This window comes from Cupriavidus sp. a3 (genome assembly GCF_051015765.1).
In the GTDB taxonomy this organism is placed as follows: Bacteria; Pseudomonadota; Gammaproteobacteria; order Burkholderiales; family Burkholderiaceae; genus Cupriavidus; species Cupriavidus oxalaticus_A.
Genome location: NZ_CP170643.1, coordinates 2,064,633 through 2,081,584, shown reverse-complemented (window position 1 = coordinate 2,081,584; position 16,952 = coordinate 2,064,633). Strand labels below are relative to the sequence as shown.

Below are 16,952 nucleotides of genomic sequence, written 5' to 3'. Positions count from 1 at the left end.
ATCCACTTCCGGAGAACCCACATGTCCGACATCAAGATCCCGCACGAAGGCAACGTATCCACCCTTATTGGCACGCACACCAGCTACACCCGCACCCTCGGCGAGTACGACATCTATGCCTTCGCCGGCATCAGCGGTGACAACCACCCCAACCACATGGACGACGAATACTGCAAGCGCATGGGCTTCGGCGGCCGCATCGCGCAGGGCGCCATGATGGTCGGTTTCATCGCCGGCGCCGTGACCAAGTATCTCGACATGATCCAGCGCCCGGCGGTCTCCTACGGCTACGACAACGTGCGCTTCACCAAGCCCGTTCGCATCGGAGACACCCTCACCGTGAACTACCGCATTGCCCGCGCCGACGACGAGAAGAAGCGCCTGTGGGCCGAGGCGACGCTACTCAACCAGCGGGGCGAGACGGTCTGCGTCGGTACCCACATCATCCATTTCCAGGCCTGAGCCCGGGTTGCGAGCGGCGAGAAAGGTGAGAGATCGCATGAGCAAGATCTGTACTGCGGCGCAGGCCGTTTCGGATATCCGGCCCGGTCAGAGCGTGGGCAGCGTCGGCGTGATCGGCTGGCTGACGCCGGACGCGTTGTTCCAGGCGCTGGCGCAACGCTTCCACGAGACGGGATCGCCCCGTGACCTGACGTTCTTCTTCCCGGTCAGTGTCGGCGACGGCATTGGCATCCGCGGCATGGATCACGTAGCAGTCGAAGGGCTGATGAAGCGGATCGTGGCGGGCAACTTTACCAACGCGGTGAATCCGGCCACCGGCAAGCGCCCGGAGTTCATGCGCCTGATCCGCGAGAATCGGGTGGAAGCCTATTGCTGGCCGATCGGCGCCACCATGCACTGGCTGCGCGAAGTCGCCCGGCGCAGCCCAGGCTACCTGACCCGCATCGGCCTCGGCTCCTACATCGACCCGCGCCAGCAGGGCGGCAAGTATACGGCGCGCGCCACCGACGACCTGGTGCGGGTGCAGGAGCTGGACGGGAAGGAATACCTGTTCTATCCGAGCTGGCCGCTCGACGTGGGGTTCCTGCGTGCCACCAGTGCCGACGAGGACGGCAACCTGAGCTTCGAGGACGAGCCGATCACGTCGTGCGCGCTGGCCATGGCGCTGGCGGTGAAGGCGTCAGGCGGCATCGTGATCGCACAGGTGCGCAAGCTGGTGCCGCGCCACGCCCGGCCGGCGCACGCGGTGCGGATTCCCGGCGTGCTGGTGGATCGCGTCGTGGTGGAACCCGACGCCATGATGACCACCGACATCCGGTACGACGATGCCTATCTCGGCGGCCAGCTTTTCGACGGCCGCGCCTCGGACCGCCTGCCGCCCGGCGCCGACAAGGTGATCGCCCGGCGGGCGGCCCGGGAAATCAGGCCCGGCGAGGTCAGCATCTTTGGCTTCGGTGCTTCGTCCGACGTGCCCACGGTGATGATGGAAGATGGCCTGTTCGCCGACGGCGGCCTGCGTCGCTACAGCTTTACCACCGAGCACGGCCCCTTCGGCGGCGTCGTGATGAGCGGCTGGCAATTCTCCGCCAACAAGTATCCGGAGGCCTTGATCGACGGCCCGTCGCAGTTCGACTTCATCGACGGCGGCAACTGCCCGATGGCGGCACTGGCATTTGCCCAGTTCGACCGGGCCGGGAACATCAACGTGAGCCGCTTCGGCGCGGCCAATCCGGGGCCGGGCGGCTTCATCGACATCGCCTACAACGCGCGCAAGCTGCTGTTCACCGGCACTTTCTCCACCGGTGGCCTCGTCGCCGACACTACCGACGGCTTCCTGTCGGTCGGGCGTGAGGGGAGCGTGCGCAAGTTCGTCGAGCGCGTGGATGAGATCACCTATCCACTGGGGCGCAACGTGACCGAGCGCGGCCAGGAGGCCAAGGTCATCACCGAGCGCGCAGTTTTCTCAGTGGCGGCAGACGGACTGGTGCTGGAGGAGGTTGCGCCCGGTGTAGACGTCAGGTCCCAGGTACTAGACCTGATGGCCTTCCCTCCGGTGCGCGTGGCGGAGCCGCTTCCGCGCATGGACCCGACGCTATTCCGCGCCTGACGCATCGACCTATCTACGAGGAAAACATGGCTGTCATCAACTACCTGACTACCGTCCACATCGACTTCGGCGCCATCCGGATGCTGGGGGCCGAGCTGCAGCGCCTGGGCATCCAGCGACCGCTGATCGTCACCGATCGCGGCATCCGCGCCGCCGGTATCGCCGACAAGGTGCTCGACGCCCTGGGCCCGGATTGCACTCCCACCTTCTTCGAGGACACCCCTCCCAACCCGACGGAAGCCGCCGTGTCCGCCGCGACCGGCCTTTACCTGGGCAACGGCTGCGACGGCATCGTGGCCGTGGGCGGCGGATCGCCCATGGACCTGGGCAAGGCCACCGCGCTGCTGGCGACCCACCCGGCACCGCTGCAGACCTACGCGGCGGTGGAGGGCGGCGCGAGCCGGATCACTAGCCGGGTCGCCCCGCTGGTGGCCATCCCGACAACTGCGGGTACCGGCAGCGAAGTGGGCCGGGGCGCGGTCATCGTCATGGAGTCCGGCCGCAAGCTCGGCCTCCTTAGTCCGTTCCTGCTGCCGAAGCTCGCCATCTGCGACCCGGAACTGACGCTGGGCCTGCCACCGGCCCTGACCGCCGCGACCGGCATGGACGCCATCGCCCACTGCATCGAGACCTTCCTGTCGCCGGCCATCAACCCGCCAGCCGAAGCGATCGCCCTGGACGGCCTGCGCCGCGGCATAGCCAATATCGGCAAGGCCACCGCCGACGGCTGCGACCGCGACGCGCGCTGGAACATGATGATGGCCGCCATGGAAGGCGCGCTGGCCTTCCAGAAGGGGCTGGGCGCGGTGCATGCACTGTCGCACCCGCTGGGCGCGGTGCCCGGCGTCTCGTTGCACCACGGCACGCTGAATGCCGTGCTGCTGCCGGCCGTGCTGCGCTTCAACAAGCCGGCGACCGAAGCCAAGCAGGCCGCACTTGTCCAGGCCATGGGCCTGCCCGCCGGCGGGGACCCGGCTCAGGCCATCAGCGAACTCAACGCCCGTCTCGGCTTGCCGGCTGGTCTCGGCGCCATGGGCGTGCCGCGTTACGTGTTGGAGGACATCGCGGTCGCCGCCACGAAGGACCACTGCCACGCCACCAATCCCCGCACTGCCACGGTCGACGACTACCTGGCGATGCTGCAGGAATCGTATTGAGGAGAAAGACGATGTCATACATCGCAGAACACCACGAGATTATCCGGCAGGCGGTGCGCCGTTTCGCCGAGGAAGAGATCGCACCGGTCGCCCACCGGTTGTGGGAGGAGGAGAGTTTTCCCTACGAGATCTGGCGCCGGGCCGGCGAACTGGGCTATATCGGGCTGCCGTACCCCGAAGCCTGGGGAGGCAGCGGCGGCGACTGGCTTGGCTTCGCCATTGCGCTGGAAGAGATCGCCCGCGTCGATTGCGCCGTGGCGGTAGCCATCATGGCCAACTCCACGGCGGCCAGCCTGCTTAACAACTACGGCACCGACGGCCAGAAGGCGCGCTTCCTGCGGCCGATCCTGGCGGGCACGCAGGTCGGCTGCATCGGCCTGACAGAGCCGAACGCCGGCTCCGATGCCGCCAATATCCAGACCCGCGCCGTGCTGAAGGATGGCTGCTGGGTTATCAATGGCGCCAAGACCTTCATCAGCAACTCGGGTTCCGAGATCACCGGCCCGATCGTCATTGCGGCGGTGACGGGAACCCGGCCCGACGGCCGCAAGGAGATTTCGAACTTCATCGTGCCGAACGGTACGCCCGGCTTCAGCCATGGCAAGAAGCTGCACAAGATCGGCTGGCGCGGATCGACCACATTCGAGCTGTTCTTCGAGGACTGCGCCATTCCTGCCGGGCACCTGCTCGGCGAGGTCGGGGCCGGCCTCCGGCAGACCCTGTCACAGGTGAGCACCGGCCGCATCCTGATCGGAACGCTGGGCCTGGGCATCCTGCAGGGCTCGCTGGAACGTTCTGTCCGCTACATGAGCGAGCGCACAGCGTTCGGCAAGACGCTCGACCAGTTCCAGTCGCTGCAGTTCAAGCTGGCCGACATGGCGACCCACGCGCACGCTGCCCGCCTGATGCTCTACGACGCCGCGGTGGCCAAGGACGAGGGCCGGCCCTACGATCGGCAGGCCTCGATGGCAAAGCTCTTCGCAACCGAGAAGGCCATGGAGGCGGCCCACCAGGCCGTGCAGATCCACGGCGGCAACGGGATCATGACGGAGTACGCGGTATCGCGCGCGTTCGGGGATGCCAAGGTGCTCGAGATCGTTGAGGGGACCTCCGAGATCCAGCGGATGATCATCTCCCGCGACGTAATGCGCTGACGCACGGCTGCAGCCAGTGAGGCAATCCATGGAACACGTCGAACACAGCGCGGATGGGCTGGAGCGCAGCCCGGTCAACTTCGTGCCCCTGACGCCGATCTCCTTCCTGCGCAGGACGGCCGAGGTCTACCCTGAGCGTACAGCCATCGTCTACGGCGAGCGCCGCACGAGCTGGCGGGCAATGCTGGAGCGCAGCCGCCGCCTCGCGTCGGCGCTGGTGGCCGCCGGCGTCAGGACTGGCGATACGGTAGCCGTGATGGCCGCCAACACGCCGGAGATGCTGGAGATGCATTTCGGCGTGCCCATGAGTGGCGCCATGCTGAACACGTTAAACGTGCGCCTGGACGTGGCCGCCATCGCCTTCATGCTCAGGCACGCGGATGCAAAGGTGCTGGTCACCGACACGGAGTACGCTGACGTAGTCGAAGCCGCACTGACGCTGCTCGACGACAAGCCGCTGGTGATTGACATCATCGATCCCGCCGTCGAAGGGGGCCGCAGGCTGGCGGAGATCGAATACGAGGGCTTCCTGGCCGGGGGCGATCCGCACTGGGAGGGCGGCGAGCCTGCCGATGAATGGCAGGCCATCGCCCTCAACTATACCTCCGGCACCACAGGCAACCCAAAGGGCGTGGTCTACCACCATCGCGGCGCCTATCTGGCTGCGCTGTCGAACATGCTCGACTGGGGCATGCCCCGGCACGCCGTTTTCCTGTGGACGCTGCCGCTGTTCCACTGCAATGGCTGGTGCTTCGCCTGGACGCTGGCTGCCAACGCCGGTACCAGCGTCTGCCTGCGGCGGGTGGAGGCTGCCGCCGTGCTCGATGCGATTCGCGCGTGCCAGGTCACGCATTACTGCGGGGCGCCGATCGTGCATGCGATGCTTGCCCACGCACCCGAAGCGTGGAAGGCGGGCATCGACCATCCGGTCCACGGACTCATCGGCGGCGCCCCCCCGCCGATCCCGGTGATCGAAGGCCTGATGCGCATGGGGATCAGGATCACCCAGATCTACGGGCTGACCGAGGTCTACGGCCCCGCGGCGGTTTGCGTGGAGCAGCCCGAATGGGAGGAACTCGGCATCGGTGCGCTGGCGGAACGAAAAGGACGGCAAGGCGTCCGCTACACCGCACAGGAAGGCATGGCCGTGCTGCATCCCGAAACCCTTGTGCCGGTGCCGTGGGACGGGAAGACCATCGGTGAAGTCATGTTCCGCGGCAACATGACGATGAAGGGCTACCTGAAGAACCCCGAGGCCACGGCGGAAGCTTTTGCCGGCGGCTGGTTCCACTCGGGTGACCTCGCAGTCGTCTGCCCGGATGGCTATGTACAGATCCGGGACCGTTCCAAGGACGTCATCATTTCGGGCGGAGAGAATATCAACTCACTGGAGGTTGAAGAGGTGCTCTACCGGCACCCTGCGGTGCGCGTGGCAGCCGTCGTCGCCCAGCCCGACGAGCGTTGGGGGGAGACGCCATGCGCCTTTGTCGAAGTCGTCGATGGCGCCAGGGTTGGCGAGCGCGAACTGATCGAACATTGCCGCGCCCATTTGGCACACTTCAAGGCGCCGAAGAAAGTAGTCATCGGCCACCTTCCCAGGACGTCGACCGGCAAGATCCAGAAGTTCCTCCTCAGGCAACGAGCAAGCTCCGGCGCTCCCTGGCCCGGCCACGTACCGGCGAGACGTCCCCCGTGAATGTGTTTCGGTGGCCGGCCGGGCCTGCTCCCCACATTCGGGATATCCGAGAGCGCCCGGTCGTGGCGGAGCAGAAGACTCGTGTCCGGCATCGCATTGGGAGCGAAGACCGCTTGATCGACCGCCTTGGCGACATCTTTCGCGAGATGCGTGACTGGCGCGGTACTACAGCACGGCAGGCACGGTCGGTATATCGTTCAGACTTGCGGCACGCTCCTTGTCGAGGGCTCTGCTCGGCCCGGTACGCGCCATCGGCGAGGAGCAATCGTGCCGTAGTCATTCGGGCAATCCGGCCAGCCGCAGCCCCTCCGCAAACTGGGTCAGGTCTTCTGGGCGACGGATCGGAAGCCAGTCCTTGAGATTGGAGACGCGGAGTGACGGATCGAGCGTGCGCAGGCGCTGCATCGCCTCCTTCGCTTTGTCCATGCGGCCAGCGAGCGCATGACTCGCCGCCAGAATGCCGGCCGGGGCAAGGAAACTCGGTAGATTGCATTTGGCCCTTTCGGCCCAATCCGAAGCGGCGTCGAAGCGTCCCGCGAAGAAATGCGCCAGCGCCATCCCAGCCTGCATCCTGAACATTTCCGGATCCAATGGACTCAAGCGAACGGCACGCGCCAAATACTTAATCGCAGCGTCTGTTTCACCGCGACAAGCGTGCAGGCACCCACACAGGGACCATGCAGGTGCGTGGTTCGGATTAAGCAGCAAAGCTCTGTCGAACAGCGCGATACCGCCGTCGAGGTCGCCGGTCAGATGCCCAAGTGCATGAGCTCCTCTCGTGAGCGCCACAGCATCGTCCCGGCCGAGCTCCACCGCCAGTCGGGCCAGGCGAGTGCCCTCGGCAATCTCCCGGGGCTGATCGGTCATCCAGCCATTCATCTTGCGCCAGATATAACACCAGGCCGCCATGCCATAGGCCGATGCGAAATCCGGATCGAGCTCGGTGGCCTTGTAGAACAAGGGCAGCGCCGCCTCGATTGATTCGCGCGTTCCGCTGTGCACCTGCGCGGTGCCGCGAAGGTAATAGTCGTAGGCGCACAGGTTCTCCGTCGGCTTGCGCTTGGCACGCTCGATCTCCGCCCGCTCGAGCTGCGGCGCGATGGCGCCGACCACGCTTTCCGCAACCTGGTCCTGCAGTTCGAAGATGTCGTCCAGCGTGCCTTCGAAGCGCTCCGCCCAGAGATGTGTCCCGGTCCTGGCATCGATGAGCTGCCCTGTGATGCGCACCTTGTTGCCGGTCTTGCGCATGCTGCCTTCCAGCACGTAGCGCACGCCAAGCTCGCGACCAACGTCCTTCACCTCGACTGCGCGGCCCTTGTAGGTGAAGCTTGAGTCGCTCGCGATGACGAACAGCCAGCGTATGCGCGACAACGCAGCGATGATGTCCTCCACCACGCCGTCGGCGAAATACTCCTGCTCGGGATCGCCGCTCAAGTTCTGGAAGGGCAATACGGTAATGGAGGGTTTATCAGGAAGGAGGAGAGCCGACGGCGGCTCCCTCGATTCCCTGGAGATGTGTTCGCCGATTTCGCCGACGAAGCGGAAACCCTTGCGGGCGACAGTCCTGACCAGGCGCTGTTCCCCGCCGGTGTCGCCAATGGCCTTGCGAACCGCATTGATGTGACTGGTGATCGTCGATTCCGAGACGATTCGGCCGCGCCATACCGCCTGCAGCAGGTCGTCCTTGCTGACGACACGGTCGCGGTTCCTGACGAGATGCAGCAGCAGATCGAAGACCTGCGGCCCGACAGGTACGACTTTCGCGCGATGCGAAAGCTCCCGGCGTTCCGGGTCGATCACGTAGTCTCCAAACACGAACTGCACTTGACATCCCCTGGCCGATTCGCCTCCCAGGTGGGGGCAACTGGCGAATTCCGTCCATGGATGATACTGCAACCCGTGGTGAGAGCATCTCATCCCGATCGGGCAACCCTTGGACGAAGAACCAAGCTCTCCTGCAGAGAAATTCAAGGTGAAGGCAAGGACCTCTCCGGAGCGCGCGGGCAATCTCCACGCACATTGACTGCAACGGCTTGCGGTCGAGAGACGGAGAGAAAACATGAAGATTGTCGTCATCGGGTGCACCGGCCTCATCGGAACGAAGCTTGTGGAGAACCTTCGCAAGCGTGGCCATGACGTGCTCGCACCCGCCCCTGACACCGGCGTCAACACCATCACCCGCGAGGGTTTGGCCAAAGCGCTCGACGGCGCCGAGGTCGTCGTCGATGTGGCGAATGCGCCAGTATGGGAAGACGAGACGGCCCTCGAGTTTCTCGAGCGATCGGGCCGCAACCTGCTGGCTGCGGGCGCTGCCGCCGGCGTACGCCACCATGTGGCCCTGTCGATCGTTGGTAGCGAACGGCTTCCCGACTGCGGCTATTTCCGGGCGAAGGTCGCGCAGGAGAGCCTCATCAAGGCGTCCGGCATTCCCTACACCATCGTGCGTGCGACTCAGTTCTACGAGTTTGTCGGCGACATTGCCCAGTCGGCTGCCCCGTTGGACACCTTAGGCAAGGAGATTCGCTTGTCGCCGGCGCTGATCCAACCGATCGCCTCAGCGGACGTGGCAGCGGCGCTCGCCGAGGTTGCAGTCGCGCCGCCAGTCAACGGCACGGTCGAAGTCGCCGGTCCGGAGGCGATGCCGCTGGACGAACTGGTCAGGCGCTTCCTGCGGGCGACGCAGGATACGCGCAAGGTCGTGCCGGACGTCCACGCGCGCTACTTTGGTGGCCTCCTCTCCGATCGGACGCTCACACCCGGGGAGAACCCCCGCATCGGCGCGATCCGGTTCGAGGACTGGCTCGGTCGCTACCAGGCTAAGTCCTGCTTCGCCATGCAGTCCCCTCTTTTGGCGACTGCCGGTGCGGACAACTCGGAGGCGCTTGCATCGAGCTTCGCGACGAGCTATCCCGGAGTCGTCGCCTTCATCACCGTCGTGGCCGAAGGCGGCTTTTCCAAGGCCGCTGACCGGCTCGGGATCACTCGTTCCGCGGTCAGCCGCTGCATCCAGAAGCTGGAGGCGCAGGTCGGCTTGCGTCTGCTGAGTCGGACGACGCGCAGCATTTCGCTCACGCGCGAAGGCGAGATCCTTCATGCCCGCTGCCAGCCCAGCGTCGCTCTCATCACGGAGGCGATGGAGGACCTGCGCGATCTGCGCGACGGTCCGCCGCGAGGACGCCTGCGGGTCTCCGCTTCCGTGGGTTTCGGCCGCAAGGTGGTTGCGCCGCTGCTGTGGGCCTTCCAGGAAAAGTACCCCGACATCGAGATCGAGCTGCACCTGGGCTGCGTCGCGAGCGACTTCACGTCGGACCGCATCGACGTCTCGTTTCTCAACGGACGCCTGGCCGACTCCCGGATCGTCGCGAAACGGATCGTCCCGATGCAGACTTTGGTGTGCGCCTCGCCCGCGTATGCGGTAAGGCGCGGTATGCCCGAGTCGCCGGACGCGTTGATGCTGCACGACTGCATCAACGTCCGTCTGCCGTCGGGCCGCGTCTACGAATGGGAGTTCAAGGTGGAGGGGGGATTGCGAAAGCTGACGCCGCCATCGCGCATCATGTTCAACGATGACGGGCTCGTACTGGAGGCCGTCCTCCAAGGCAAGGGCATCGCTCAGTTGGGCGGGTACCTGATCTGCGATCTGCTGCGCGAGGGGAAACTGGTTCACTCCATGCCACAGTACGCACCCGATGACCAGGGCCACTACATCTGCTACCTGAGCCGTCAGCACCTGCCGTCGCGTATCCGCGTGTTCGTCGACCACATGACGGCAGCGATCCGGGCGCTGGACCTTCAATGCGCGGGTGCTTTCTCACTACCGCCTGAGGATCGACAGGTCGCCTTGGCACCATTGGTGCCCCTGCGGGATCAATAGCCTTGGCAAGACGACTGACAACGCGCGCGAAGAGCTTCAATGAGCGGCTGCGCCAGGAGTGGACGACGCCAGGGCCAAGATCTCTGCCTGGCGGACCCACCACAACGAGAGTCGACCCCACTCTGCGCCGGACTGGGCCACCCCCACCGGATTCGCCCGCCGATGCGAGGGCGAGGCAATCACAGGTCACCGCGCGGTGGGCTTCGCGAGCCTGGCGACGACCTCGTCGGTCGTCCACAGCGCGTTGGCGATGTAGCGGAAATTGATCAGTGCGCTGAGATTGCCGTCGCCCTCAGGCAGCTTCGGGGCGGCGACCGCATCACGCACGATGGCCACCTCGAAGCCCTGCTCCGCAAACTCACGCAAGTGGGACTCCACGCACAGGTTGGCCAGCATCCCGGCGAGGACGATCTTGGTGACCCCCTGCTTGCGAAGCTGGAACGCGAGATCGTTGGTCTGCGGGCTGTAGAGCTTGTGGGGCGAAGCGACGATCGTCTTGCCGTCCTCGATGTAGCGCTTGAACTCGGGCATGAAGTCCGCGCCCGAGCCGCGGAACCCATCCAGGCTCAGTGCGCTGGGCCTGTCGAAGATCTTGATCTTGTGCTGGAAGAGCTCGGCGGGGGCCTGGAACTTCCATTGGTGGTCGTGCGGGTAGTAGTAGTGAGGCGAGATCGCGACGACGATGCCCGCCCTCTTCGAGGACTCGAACAGGCGCAGCAGGTTCGGCACGAGCCGTTGCTCGGTGACGGCTTCACCCACAGCGGACCAGGCGGCGCCCTTCGGGCTCATGAAGTCGATCTGGGGATCGATCACAACCAGGGCGGTGCGTTCCAGATCGAGTGTCATCGTGGGAACGGGCATGGCGCGCTCGGTCGGGTCGGTGTACTGCGCCGGTTGTACCGGATGTGGATGTGCCGTGGCGGTTGCGATGCTTGCAACGGCCATCGCAAGCGCGGCCGTCAACCGAAGCGTGGCGCGAGCAACGCATCGGTGGTCACGGTTCTTGAAAGGCTCCGACGACTGCTGTTGGTAGTTACTGCGTTGGGTCATGTTGGTTCCTCGGACTGGGGTGGACAACGAACACGCCGCGAGGGTCTCGATCCGATGCATCGATGCTGACGTGATGCGTTGAAATCTAGAAGCAAATGCCCGCCTGCACTAGGGGCTGGGTATGGACAAATCTGTTGATCGCGAAGTACCAATCGCGCTCAGCCAGAGTCCGTCAAGAATGAGCCGGCGCATTTGAAGATCCTGTCGCGCGGATGGCTAAGCTCGGTGAACGACCCAGCGGCACGCGCCGGATGCGTTGCCGCGACATTGGTGAAGATCCGGCAACATCGAATTGCCCGTGATGCATATCGCATGGCGAGGAGACCATGGCTAGACTGATCGCGTCTCCACTCAGATCTATACCCATGAAAATTGATCCCGCGCCAACACGGCCTGGCTTCGCTCGAGTCACGCGCCGTCAGTTGTTGGTCCTTGGGGCAGGCACTGCAGCAGCAGCGGCTTTGCCATTCGCAGCGTCCGCTGCTCCTACTGCGCCGAACGGCGCTGAAACTCCGGAAGGAAATCCACCCATGAGCTATGTCACCACCAAAGACGGGGTCCAGATCTTCTACAAGGATTTGGGTCCCCCCAATGGCACCCCGATCGTCTTCTCGCACGGATGGCCTCTGAGCTCCGACGATTGGGACGCGCAGATGATGTTCTTCCTCTCCAAGGGCTATCGCGTCGTCGCGCACGATCGGCGCGGGCATGGCCGCTCGGCGCAAGTCTGGAACGGCCACGACATGGATCACTACGCCGACGACCTCGCCGCGGTCGTGAACCATCTCGACCTCAAGGGCGCGATCCACATCGGCCACTCCACCGGCGGCGGCGAGGTCGTGCGCTATCTGGCTCGCCACGGCGAGAAGCGGGCCGCGAAGGCCTGCCTCATTAACGCCGTGCCGCCGCTGATGGTCAAGACCGCGTCGAATCCCGGCGGCCTGCCGAAGGACGTGTTTGACGGCCTGCAAGTGCAGACGGCCACGAACCGGGCGCAGTTCTACCGCGATATTCCCGCCGGGCCGTTCTACGGCTTCAACCGGCCGGGCGTGAAGCCGCAGGAAGGCATCATCCAGAACTGGTGGCGACAAGGGATGATGGGCAGCGCCAAGGCGCACTACGACGGCGTCGTCGCGTTCTCCCAGACCGACTTCACCGACGACCTGAAGAAGATCGGACTGCCGGTGCTGGTGATGCACGGCGACGACGACCAGATCGTCCCCTACGCCGATTCCGCGCCGCTGTCGGTCAAGCTGCTGAAGAACGGCAAGTTGAAGACCTACAAGGGCTTCCCGCACGGCATGCCAACAACGCACGCGGACCTCATCAACGCGGACCTGCTGGCTTTTATCAAGGCCTGATTGCGTCGAATCAGTCGGCACCGTCGATGGCCGGTCCACCTTTAAGTGGGGGCCATCGACGCGACTCCCACTCTGCACGTCCAGTCCTCCCTCCAGAAGTGGCTCCGCTGAATCCCTCTTTTTGCCCAAATTGCCATGACCAAACTGACTCATGCCAACGGCGCCCCCGTTGTCGACAACTTCAACATCGAGACCGCCGGTGCGCGCGGCCCCGCGCTGCTGCAGGACATCTGGCTGCTCGAGAAGCTCGCCCACTTCGACCGCGAGGTGATCCCCGAGCGGCGCATGCACGCCAAGGGCTCCGGCGCTTTCGGCCACTTCACGGTGACGCACGACATCACGGCGTACTCGAAGGCCAGGCTCTTTTCCGGCGTCGGCAAGAAGACCGACGTCTTCGTGCGCTTCTCCACGGTGGCCGGCGAGCGAGGCGCGGCGGATGCCGAGCGAGACATCCGCGGCTTCGCGGTGAAGTTCTATACCGAGGAAGGAAATTGGGACCTGGTGGGCAACAACACGCCCGTGTTCTTCCTGCGCGACCCACTGCGATTTCCCGACCTGAACCACGCAGTCAAGCGCGACCCGCGCAGCAACCTGCGCAGCGCCCAGAACAACTGGGACTTCTGGACGCTGCTACCCGAGGCGCTGCACCAGGTGACCATCGTGATGAGCGATCGCGGCCTGCCCGATGGCTATCGCCACATGCACGGTTTCGGCAGCCACACGTTCAGCCTCATCAACGCGGACAACGAGCGGCGCTGGGTCAAGTTTCACCTGCGCAGCCGGCAAGGCATCCGTAACCTCACCGACGCACAGGCCGCCGCGATCGTCGCCAACGACCGCGAGAGCGCGCAGCGCGACCTGCTCGAGGCGATCGACGGCGGCGACTTCCCGCGCTGGACGTTGTGCATCCAGGTGATGAGCGAGCAGCAGGCGCAGGTCTGCCCGTTCAATCCCTTCGACCTCACCAAGGTCTGGCCGCACGGCGACTACCCGCTAATCGAGGTGGGTGTGCTGGAGCTCAACCGGAACCCCGACAACTACTTCGCCGATGTGGAGCAGGCGGCGTTCTCGCCCGCCAACATCGTGCCGGGCATTGGCTTCTCGCCGGACAAGATGCTGCAGGGGCGGCTGTTCAGCTACGGCGATGCGGTCCGCTACCGGCTAGGCGTGAACGCGCACCAGATTCCGGTGAACGCCCCGCGCTGCCCGGTGCACAGCTATCACCGCGACGGCGCGATGCGCGTGGACGGCAACCAGGGCGGGCTGCCCGGCATCGTGCCCAACAGCCGCGGCGAGTGGGCCGACAGCCCGCGGCTGGCGGAGCCGCCACTGCCGCTCTCGGGCGCAGCCGCGCACTGGGACCATCGCGCGGACGAGGACTACTACTCGCAGCCGGGGGCGCTGTTCCGACTGATGTCGCCCGAGCAGAAGCTGCAGCTCTTCGACAACACGGCGCGCGCGCTCGGCGGCGCGAGCGAGGACGTGCAGCAACGGCATATCCGCAATTGCACGATGGCCGATCGCGCCTATGGCGCAGGGGTTGCCGAGGCGCTGAAGAACCGCTAGTCAGGGACCGGAACCTCCAACACCCCTTCAAACTGGAACTGAGCCTCCTACCGCGCGAGCGGCTTCGTCCGATCGGCCGCTACGGCCGACCTGACACTGACAGTTGACCTCACGTCAGCCATGGTCGACGACTGTCGCGGAAGAAGGCCGCCCGGCGCAGAGTTCATCTCTCGCCGTCGCGAGAGGTCCTAACGAGAAAATCGTGAATGTAGTCGGAAATAAGTTCGGGGTGTTGGTGCTGTGGTGCGTGCCCCGCTTCGGAGAAGAAGATGAATTGTGCTTGTCGCATCTTCCCGATCAAAGGAAACCAGTTCTGCCCAGCGGTGCTCGTATCGTGGTCTCCTGCGATTACCAGGATCGGCACATTCACCTGCCCCATGCGATCGCGCCGGTGCTCCTCATCCTTGCGGAAGCCCTCTGCCGCCGTAAAGTACGGCGCCAACTCGTCGGGCCTGGAGGGTATCCTGGAGGTAACGTCAGCCCTTGCGTAGATGCGTTCGTGAGATGCCTTGGCCTGCGCACGGCTTGCCTGGGAGGCGGGCTCGAAAAACAAAACCTCCTCATCCGCCAGATCGTTCACAGGCTTGAATGCACGATCGAGAAACACCTGCTGCAGTGGGATATCGTTATGTCCGGGTGGGTTGGTTCCGATGAGGATCGCCTGAGTAACGCGTTGCGCGTGGTCCAGAAGATAGGTCTGAGCCACAAGTCCTCCCCACGACCAGCCGAGGATGACGAAACGATCGGCCTCGATTGCGTTGGCGAACTCATCGATGAACTTCGACGCCGATGCCATGGAGTCGGGCAGTTTGCCAGTCGAGTAACCGATGCCGGGATAATCGACGGTGACGACGGTGTACCGCGACGCTAGTCCGTCAAGAAACAACGGATCCCATGTATCGAGCGTCCCGCGTAAGCGGTTGGCGAGAATGATCGTCGGTCCCTGCCCTATCTTGCGGTAGGCAATGCTGTCGCCCTCGACCGTCACGTAGGAGGTCGGGGCGGTCCCCGCGGAGACCGCGGCATCGGCGGCAGCCGCGTGGCCCGCAGTGGGGAGAACACCGAAGGCCGGCATGCGTTGGGCGAACAAACGCTTCATGACTGCATCTCCTGGAAAGTTGGTGGCTATCTCACCACCGGATCATTGGGAGTGGCTTGAGCGGGTGCAGGACGGCGTGCCGGCATGTCAGTCGAAGAAGACAGCGGTGGAAACCGGCGTTGGGAAACAGCGCGAATACGTCGGCCAGAAATCCTTTCGGAATCGACGCGGTGATGACTCCGCCGGTCACGTCTACCCAGTCGGCCTGCCGGAACATATCGACCAAGTCGCCTTCGGTGCCGGCGCCGAGTTGCACCCTATGCTGTTCAAGAATGCCGTCGAGCAGCGGCAGTTGGGCAGATAGCCCCGGCTGTCCTTCTTCTGGCTGGCTCATCACAAGGGCAACAGAGATTCAGGGGGTGACCGTCTGTCGGTGGGCGCGGCGGATACGCATCGCCTGGACCGTCGCGCAAGTCAGATAGACGAGGAAGCCGATGCCAACCATCGCCTTCAGTGTCGGATCTTCCGGACCGCTGAAGGCCGGATTGCCGAGCGGGATGCGCGTGCCGGTCTCCGTCAATCCTGGGATCAGATGGAAGAACAGCGTAAGCGAGTAGCCCAGTACGGCCAGGTAGCGTGCTACGCCCGCTTCCCTATGTCGCTCGCAGGCACTGGCAATGGCGAGCACTGCCAACGTCAGGATTGACAGTGCATGGGGCGGCCCGAATCCGCCATGGCGGAAAATAAAGAGCCCGGTGAATGCCGTCGCTGCCGTCAGCCATATATAGAGCCGGCCGGATCGCGTCCTCATCTCGATCTCGCCGTGCTTAAACAACGCCACCAGACCACACGCCACTGCCACCAGGGCAATCGAGGTGTGGAGTATTCCGAGCGGACTGAGGTTGAGCATGATGGCACTCCGGGATTCGCCTGCTTAGACGCCGTGGAGGATCCGTATCGGCAGCACGTCTGCGCGAGCGGGGGGAATAATCAGGAGCGAACGAAAGCCAACAGGTCGGCGTTAATCGTCTCGGCATGCGTGGTAGGCATGCCATGTGGGAATCCCTTGTATGTCTTCAGGATGCCATTGCGCAACAGCTTTGCCGAAAGGGGTGCGGAGTCGGCATAGGGCACAATCTGGTCGTCGTCGCCATGCATTACCAGCGTCGGCACAGTGATCTTCTTCAGGTCCTCCGTGAAATCGGTCTGTGAAAAGGCGACGATGCCGTCGTAGTGCGCCTTGGCGCCACCCTGCATGCCCTGGCGCCACCAGTTTCCAATCACCCCTTCGTCCGGCTTGATGCCCGGCCGGTTGAAGCCATAGAAGGGACCAGCAGGGATATCGCGGTAGAACTGTGCCCGGTTGTTTGCAACCTGCGCCTGGAAGCCGTCGAAGACTTCCTTTGGCAATCCGCCCGGATTGGCTTGCGTCTTCACCATCAACGGCGGCACAGCGGCGATCAGGACTGCCTTCGCCACGCGGCTATCGCCGTGTCGCGCTAGATAGCGCACGACTTCACCGCCGCCGGTGGAGTGGCCAATGTGGATGGCGTTTTTCAGGTCCAGATGGGCAGTCAGCATTGCCAGGTCGTCGGCATAGTGATTCATGTCGTGGCCGCTGGCGATCTGCGTGGACCGGCCGTGGCCACGCCGGTCATGCGCAATTACACGGAATCCATGGTTCAGGAAAAACATCATCTGCGCGTCCCAGTCGTCCGCGCTCAGCGGCCATCCGTGGGAAAAGACGATGGGCTGGCCACTGCCCCAGTCCTTGTAAAAGATGTCGACACCATCCTTCGTCCTGACTGTTTGCATGGCATTCCCTCCTTGTTGTTTGCCCCTGCTCGCCGGGGCGGTCGCGTTGGTGGCGGCGTCCGCCGCGCGAGACATCGTGAACAATGCCGCCACTGACGCGACGGCCTTCAGGACGCCACGGCGCGTCGCTGTCATCACCGACCCATTTTCGTCGTTCATTTTGCGCTTCCCC

The 16,952-nt window shown here is 64.4% G+C and carries 15 protein-coding genes; 9 read left to right on the top strand and 6 right to left on the bottom strand.

The genetic code is table 11. The features are described 5' to 3' along the window. The first annotated feature begins 21 nt into the window (after positions 1 to 21). The 5 genes from ACAD63_RS10145 to ACAD63_RS10125 are packed head-to-tail and all read left to right on the top strand — an operon-like array spanning position 22 to position 6,075. The gene (locus ACAD63_RS10145; protein WP_022538176.1) at positions 22 to 462 is read left to right on the top strand and encodes a MaoC family dehydratase; all 441 of its coding nucleotides are present in this window, start codon (positions 22 to 24) and stop codon (positions 460 to 462) included. A 37-nt stretch (positions 463 to 499) separates the two neighbouring features. Continuing rightward, entirely contained in the window at positions 500 to 2,068 is a 1,569-nt protein-coding gene (locus tag ACAD63_RS10140; protein WP_434033871.1) for an acyl CoA:acetate/3-ketoacid CoA transferase, read from the top strand. Positions 2,069 to 2,094: 26 nt separating this feature from the next. Then, positions 2,095 to 3,225, top strand: a complete 1,131-nt coding sequence (locus ACAD63_RS10135) for an iron-containing alcohol dehydrogenase (RefSeq protein WP_434033870.1) — start codon at positions 2,095 to 2,097, stop codon at positions 3,223 to 3,225. 11 nt (positions 3,226 to 3,236) lie between these two features. Continuing rightward, the gene (locus ACAD63_RS10130) at positions 3,237 to 4,379 is read left to right on the top strand and encodes an acyl-CoA dehydrogenase family protein (RefSeq protein ID WP_135706402.1); all 1,143 of its coding nucleotides are present in this window, start codon (positions 3,237 to 3,239) and stop codon (positions 4,377 to 4,379) included. Positions 4,380 to 4,407: 28 nt separating this feature from the next. Further along, positions 4,408 to 6,075: an acyl-CoA synthetase gene (locus ACAD63_RS10125; protein ID WP_434033869.1), complete on the top strand. Its 1,668-nt coding sequence runs from the start codon at positions 4,408 to 4,410 to the stop codon at positions 6,073 to 6,075. Between the two features lie 276 nt (positions 6,076 to 6,351). On the opposite strand, the gene ACAD63_RS10120 is transcribed toward ACAD63_RS10125, so the two are convergent. After that, positions 6,352 to 7,899, bottom strand: coding sequence for a winged helix-turn-helix domain-containing tetratricopeptide repeat protein (locus ACAD63_RS10120; RefSeq protein ID WP_434033868.1), 1,548 nt, complete (start codon positions 7,897 to 7,899; stop codon positions 6,352 to 6,354). 235 nt (positions 7,900 to 8,134) lie between these two features. On the opposite strand from ACAD63_RS10120, the gene ACAD63_RS10115 reads away from it, so the two are divergent. Both ACAD63_RS10115 and ACAD63_RS10110 read left to right on the top strand, forming a co-directional pair. After that, a complete protein-coding gene (locus ACAD63_RS10115; protein ID WP_434033867.1) occupies positions 8,135 to 9,949 on the top strand; it encodes a LysR substrate-binding domain-containing protein in 1,815 nt (604 codons plus the stop codon). Between the two features lie 58 nt (positions 9,950 to 10,007). Continuing rightward, positions 10,008 to 10,205 carry an integrase core domain-containing protein gene (locus ACAD63_RS10110; protein WP_434033866.1) on the top strand — a complete coding sequence of 66 codons (198 nt, stop codon included), beginning with the start codon at positions 10,008 to 10,010 and terminating at the stop codon, positions 10,203 to 10,205. Here the strand turns inward: ACAD63_RS10110 and ACAD63_RS10105 are convergent. After that, positions 10,136 to 10,999, bottom strand: a complete 864-nt coding sequence (locus ACAD63_RS10105; protein WP_135706398.1) for an isochorismatase family cysteine hydrolase — start codon at positions 10,997 to 10,999, stop codon at positions 10,136 to 10,138. The two genes, ACAD63_RS10110 and ACAD63_RS10105, sit on opposite strands and share 70 nt — an antisense overlap. Positions 11,000 to 11,529: 530 nt before the next feature. On the opposite strand from ACAD63_RS10105, the gene ACAD63_RS10100 reads away from it, so the two are divergent. Both ACAD63_RS10100 and ACAD63_RS10095 read left to right on the top strand, forming a co-directional pair. Then, entirely contained in the window at positions 11,530 to 12,360 is an 831-nt protein-coding gene (locus tag ACAD63_RS10100; protein WP_135706397.1) for an alpha/beta fold hydrolase, read from the top strand. Between the two features lie 135 nt (positions 12,361 to 12,495). Further along, on the top strand, positions 12,496 to 13,926 hold the full coding sequence (locus tag ACAD63_RS10095) for a catalase (RefSeq protein WP_135706396.1): 1,431 nt from the start codon (positions 12,496 to 12,498) through the stop codon (positions 13,924 to 13,926). Between the two features lie 163 nt (positions 13,927 to 14,089). Here ACAD63_RS10095 and ACAD63_RS10090 read toward each other — a convergent pair whose 3' ends face one another. The 4 genes from ACAD63_RS10090 to ACAD63_RS10075 all read right to left on the bottom strand — a co-directional run bounded on the left by ACAD63_RS10090 (position 14,090) and on the right by ACAD63_RS10075 (position 16,780). Further along, complete coding sequence (locus ACAD63_RS10090; RefSeq protein ID WP_135706395.1) at positions 14,090 to 15,025, bottom strand: alpha/beta fold hydrolase; 936 nt, start codon at positions 15,023 to 15,025, stop codon at positions 14,090 to 14,092. Positions 15,026 to 15,056: 31 nt separating this feature from the next. Beyond that, complete coding sequence (locus ACAD63_RS10085) at positions 15,057 to 15,359, bottom strand: hypothetical protein (RefSeq protein ID WP_135706394.1); 303 nt, start codon at positions 15,357 to 15,359, stop codon at positions 15,057 to 15,059. Positions 15,360 to 15,377: 18 nt separating this feature from the next. Then, the gene (locus tag ACAD63_RS10080) at positions 15,378 to 15,875 is read right to left on the bottom strand and encodes a hypothetical protein (protein ID WP_434033865.1); all 498 of its coding nucleotides are present in this window, start codon (positions 15,873 to 15,875) and stop codon (positions 15,378 to 15,380) included. A gap of 80 nt (positions 15,876 to 15,955) precedes the next feature. Further along, a complete protein-coding gene (locus tag ACAD63_RS10075; protein WP_133098105.1) occupies positions 15,956 to 16,780 on the bottom strand; it encodes an alpha/beta fold hydrolase in 825 nt (274 codons plus the stop codon). Positions 16,781 to 16,952: the final 172 nt, after the last annotated feature.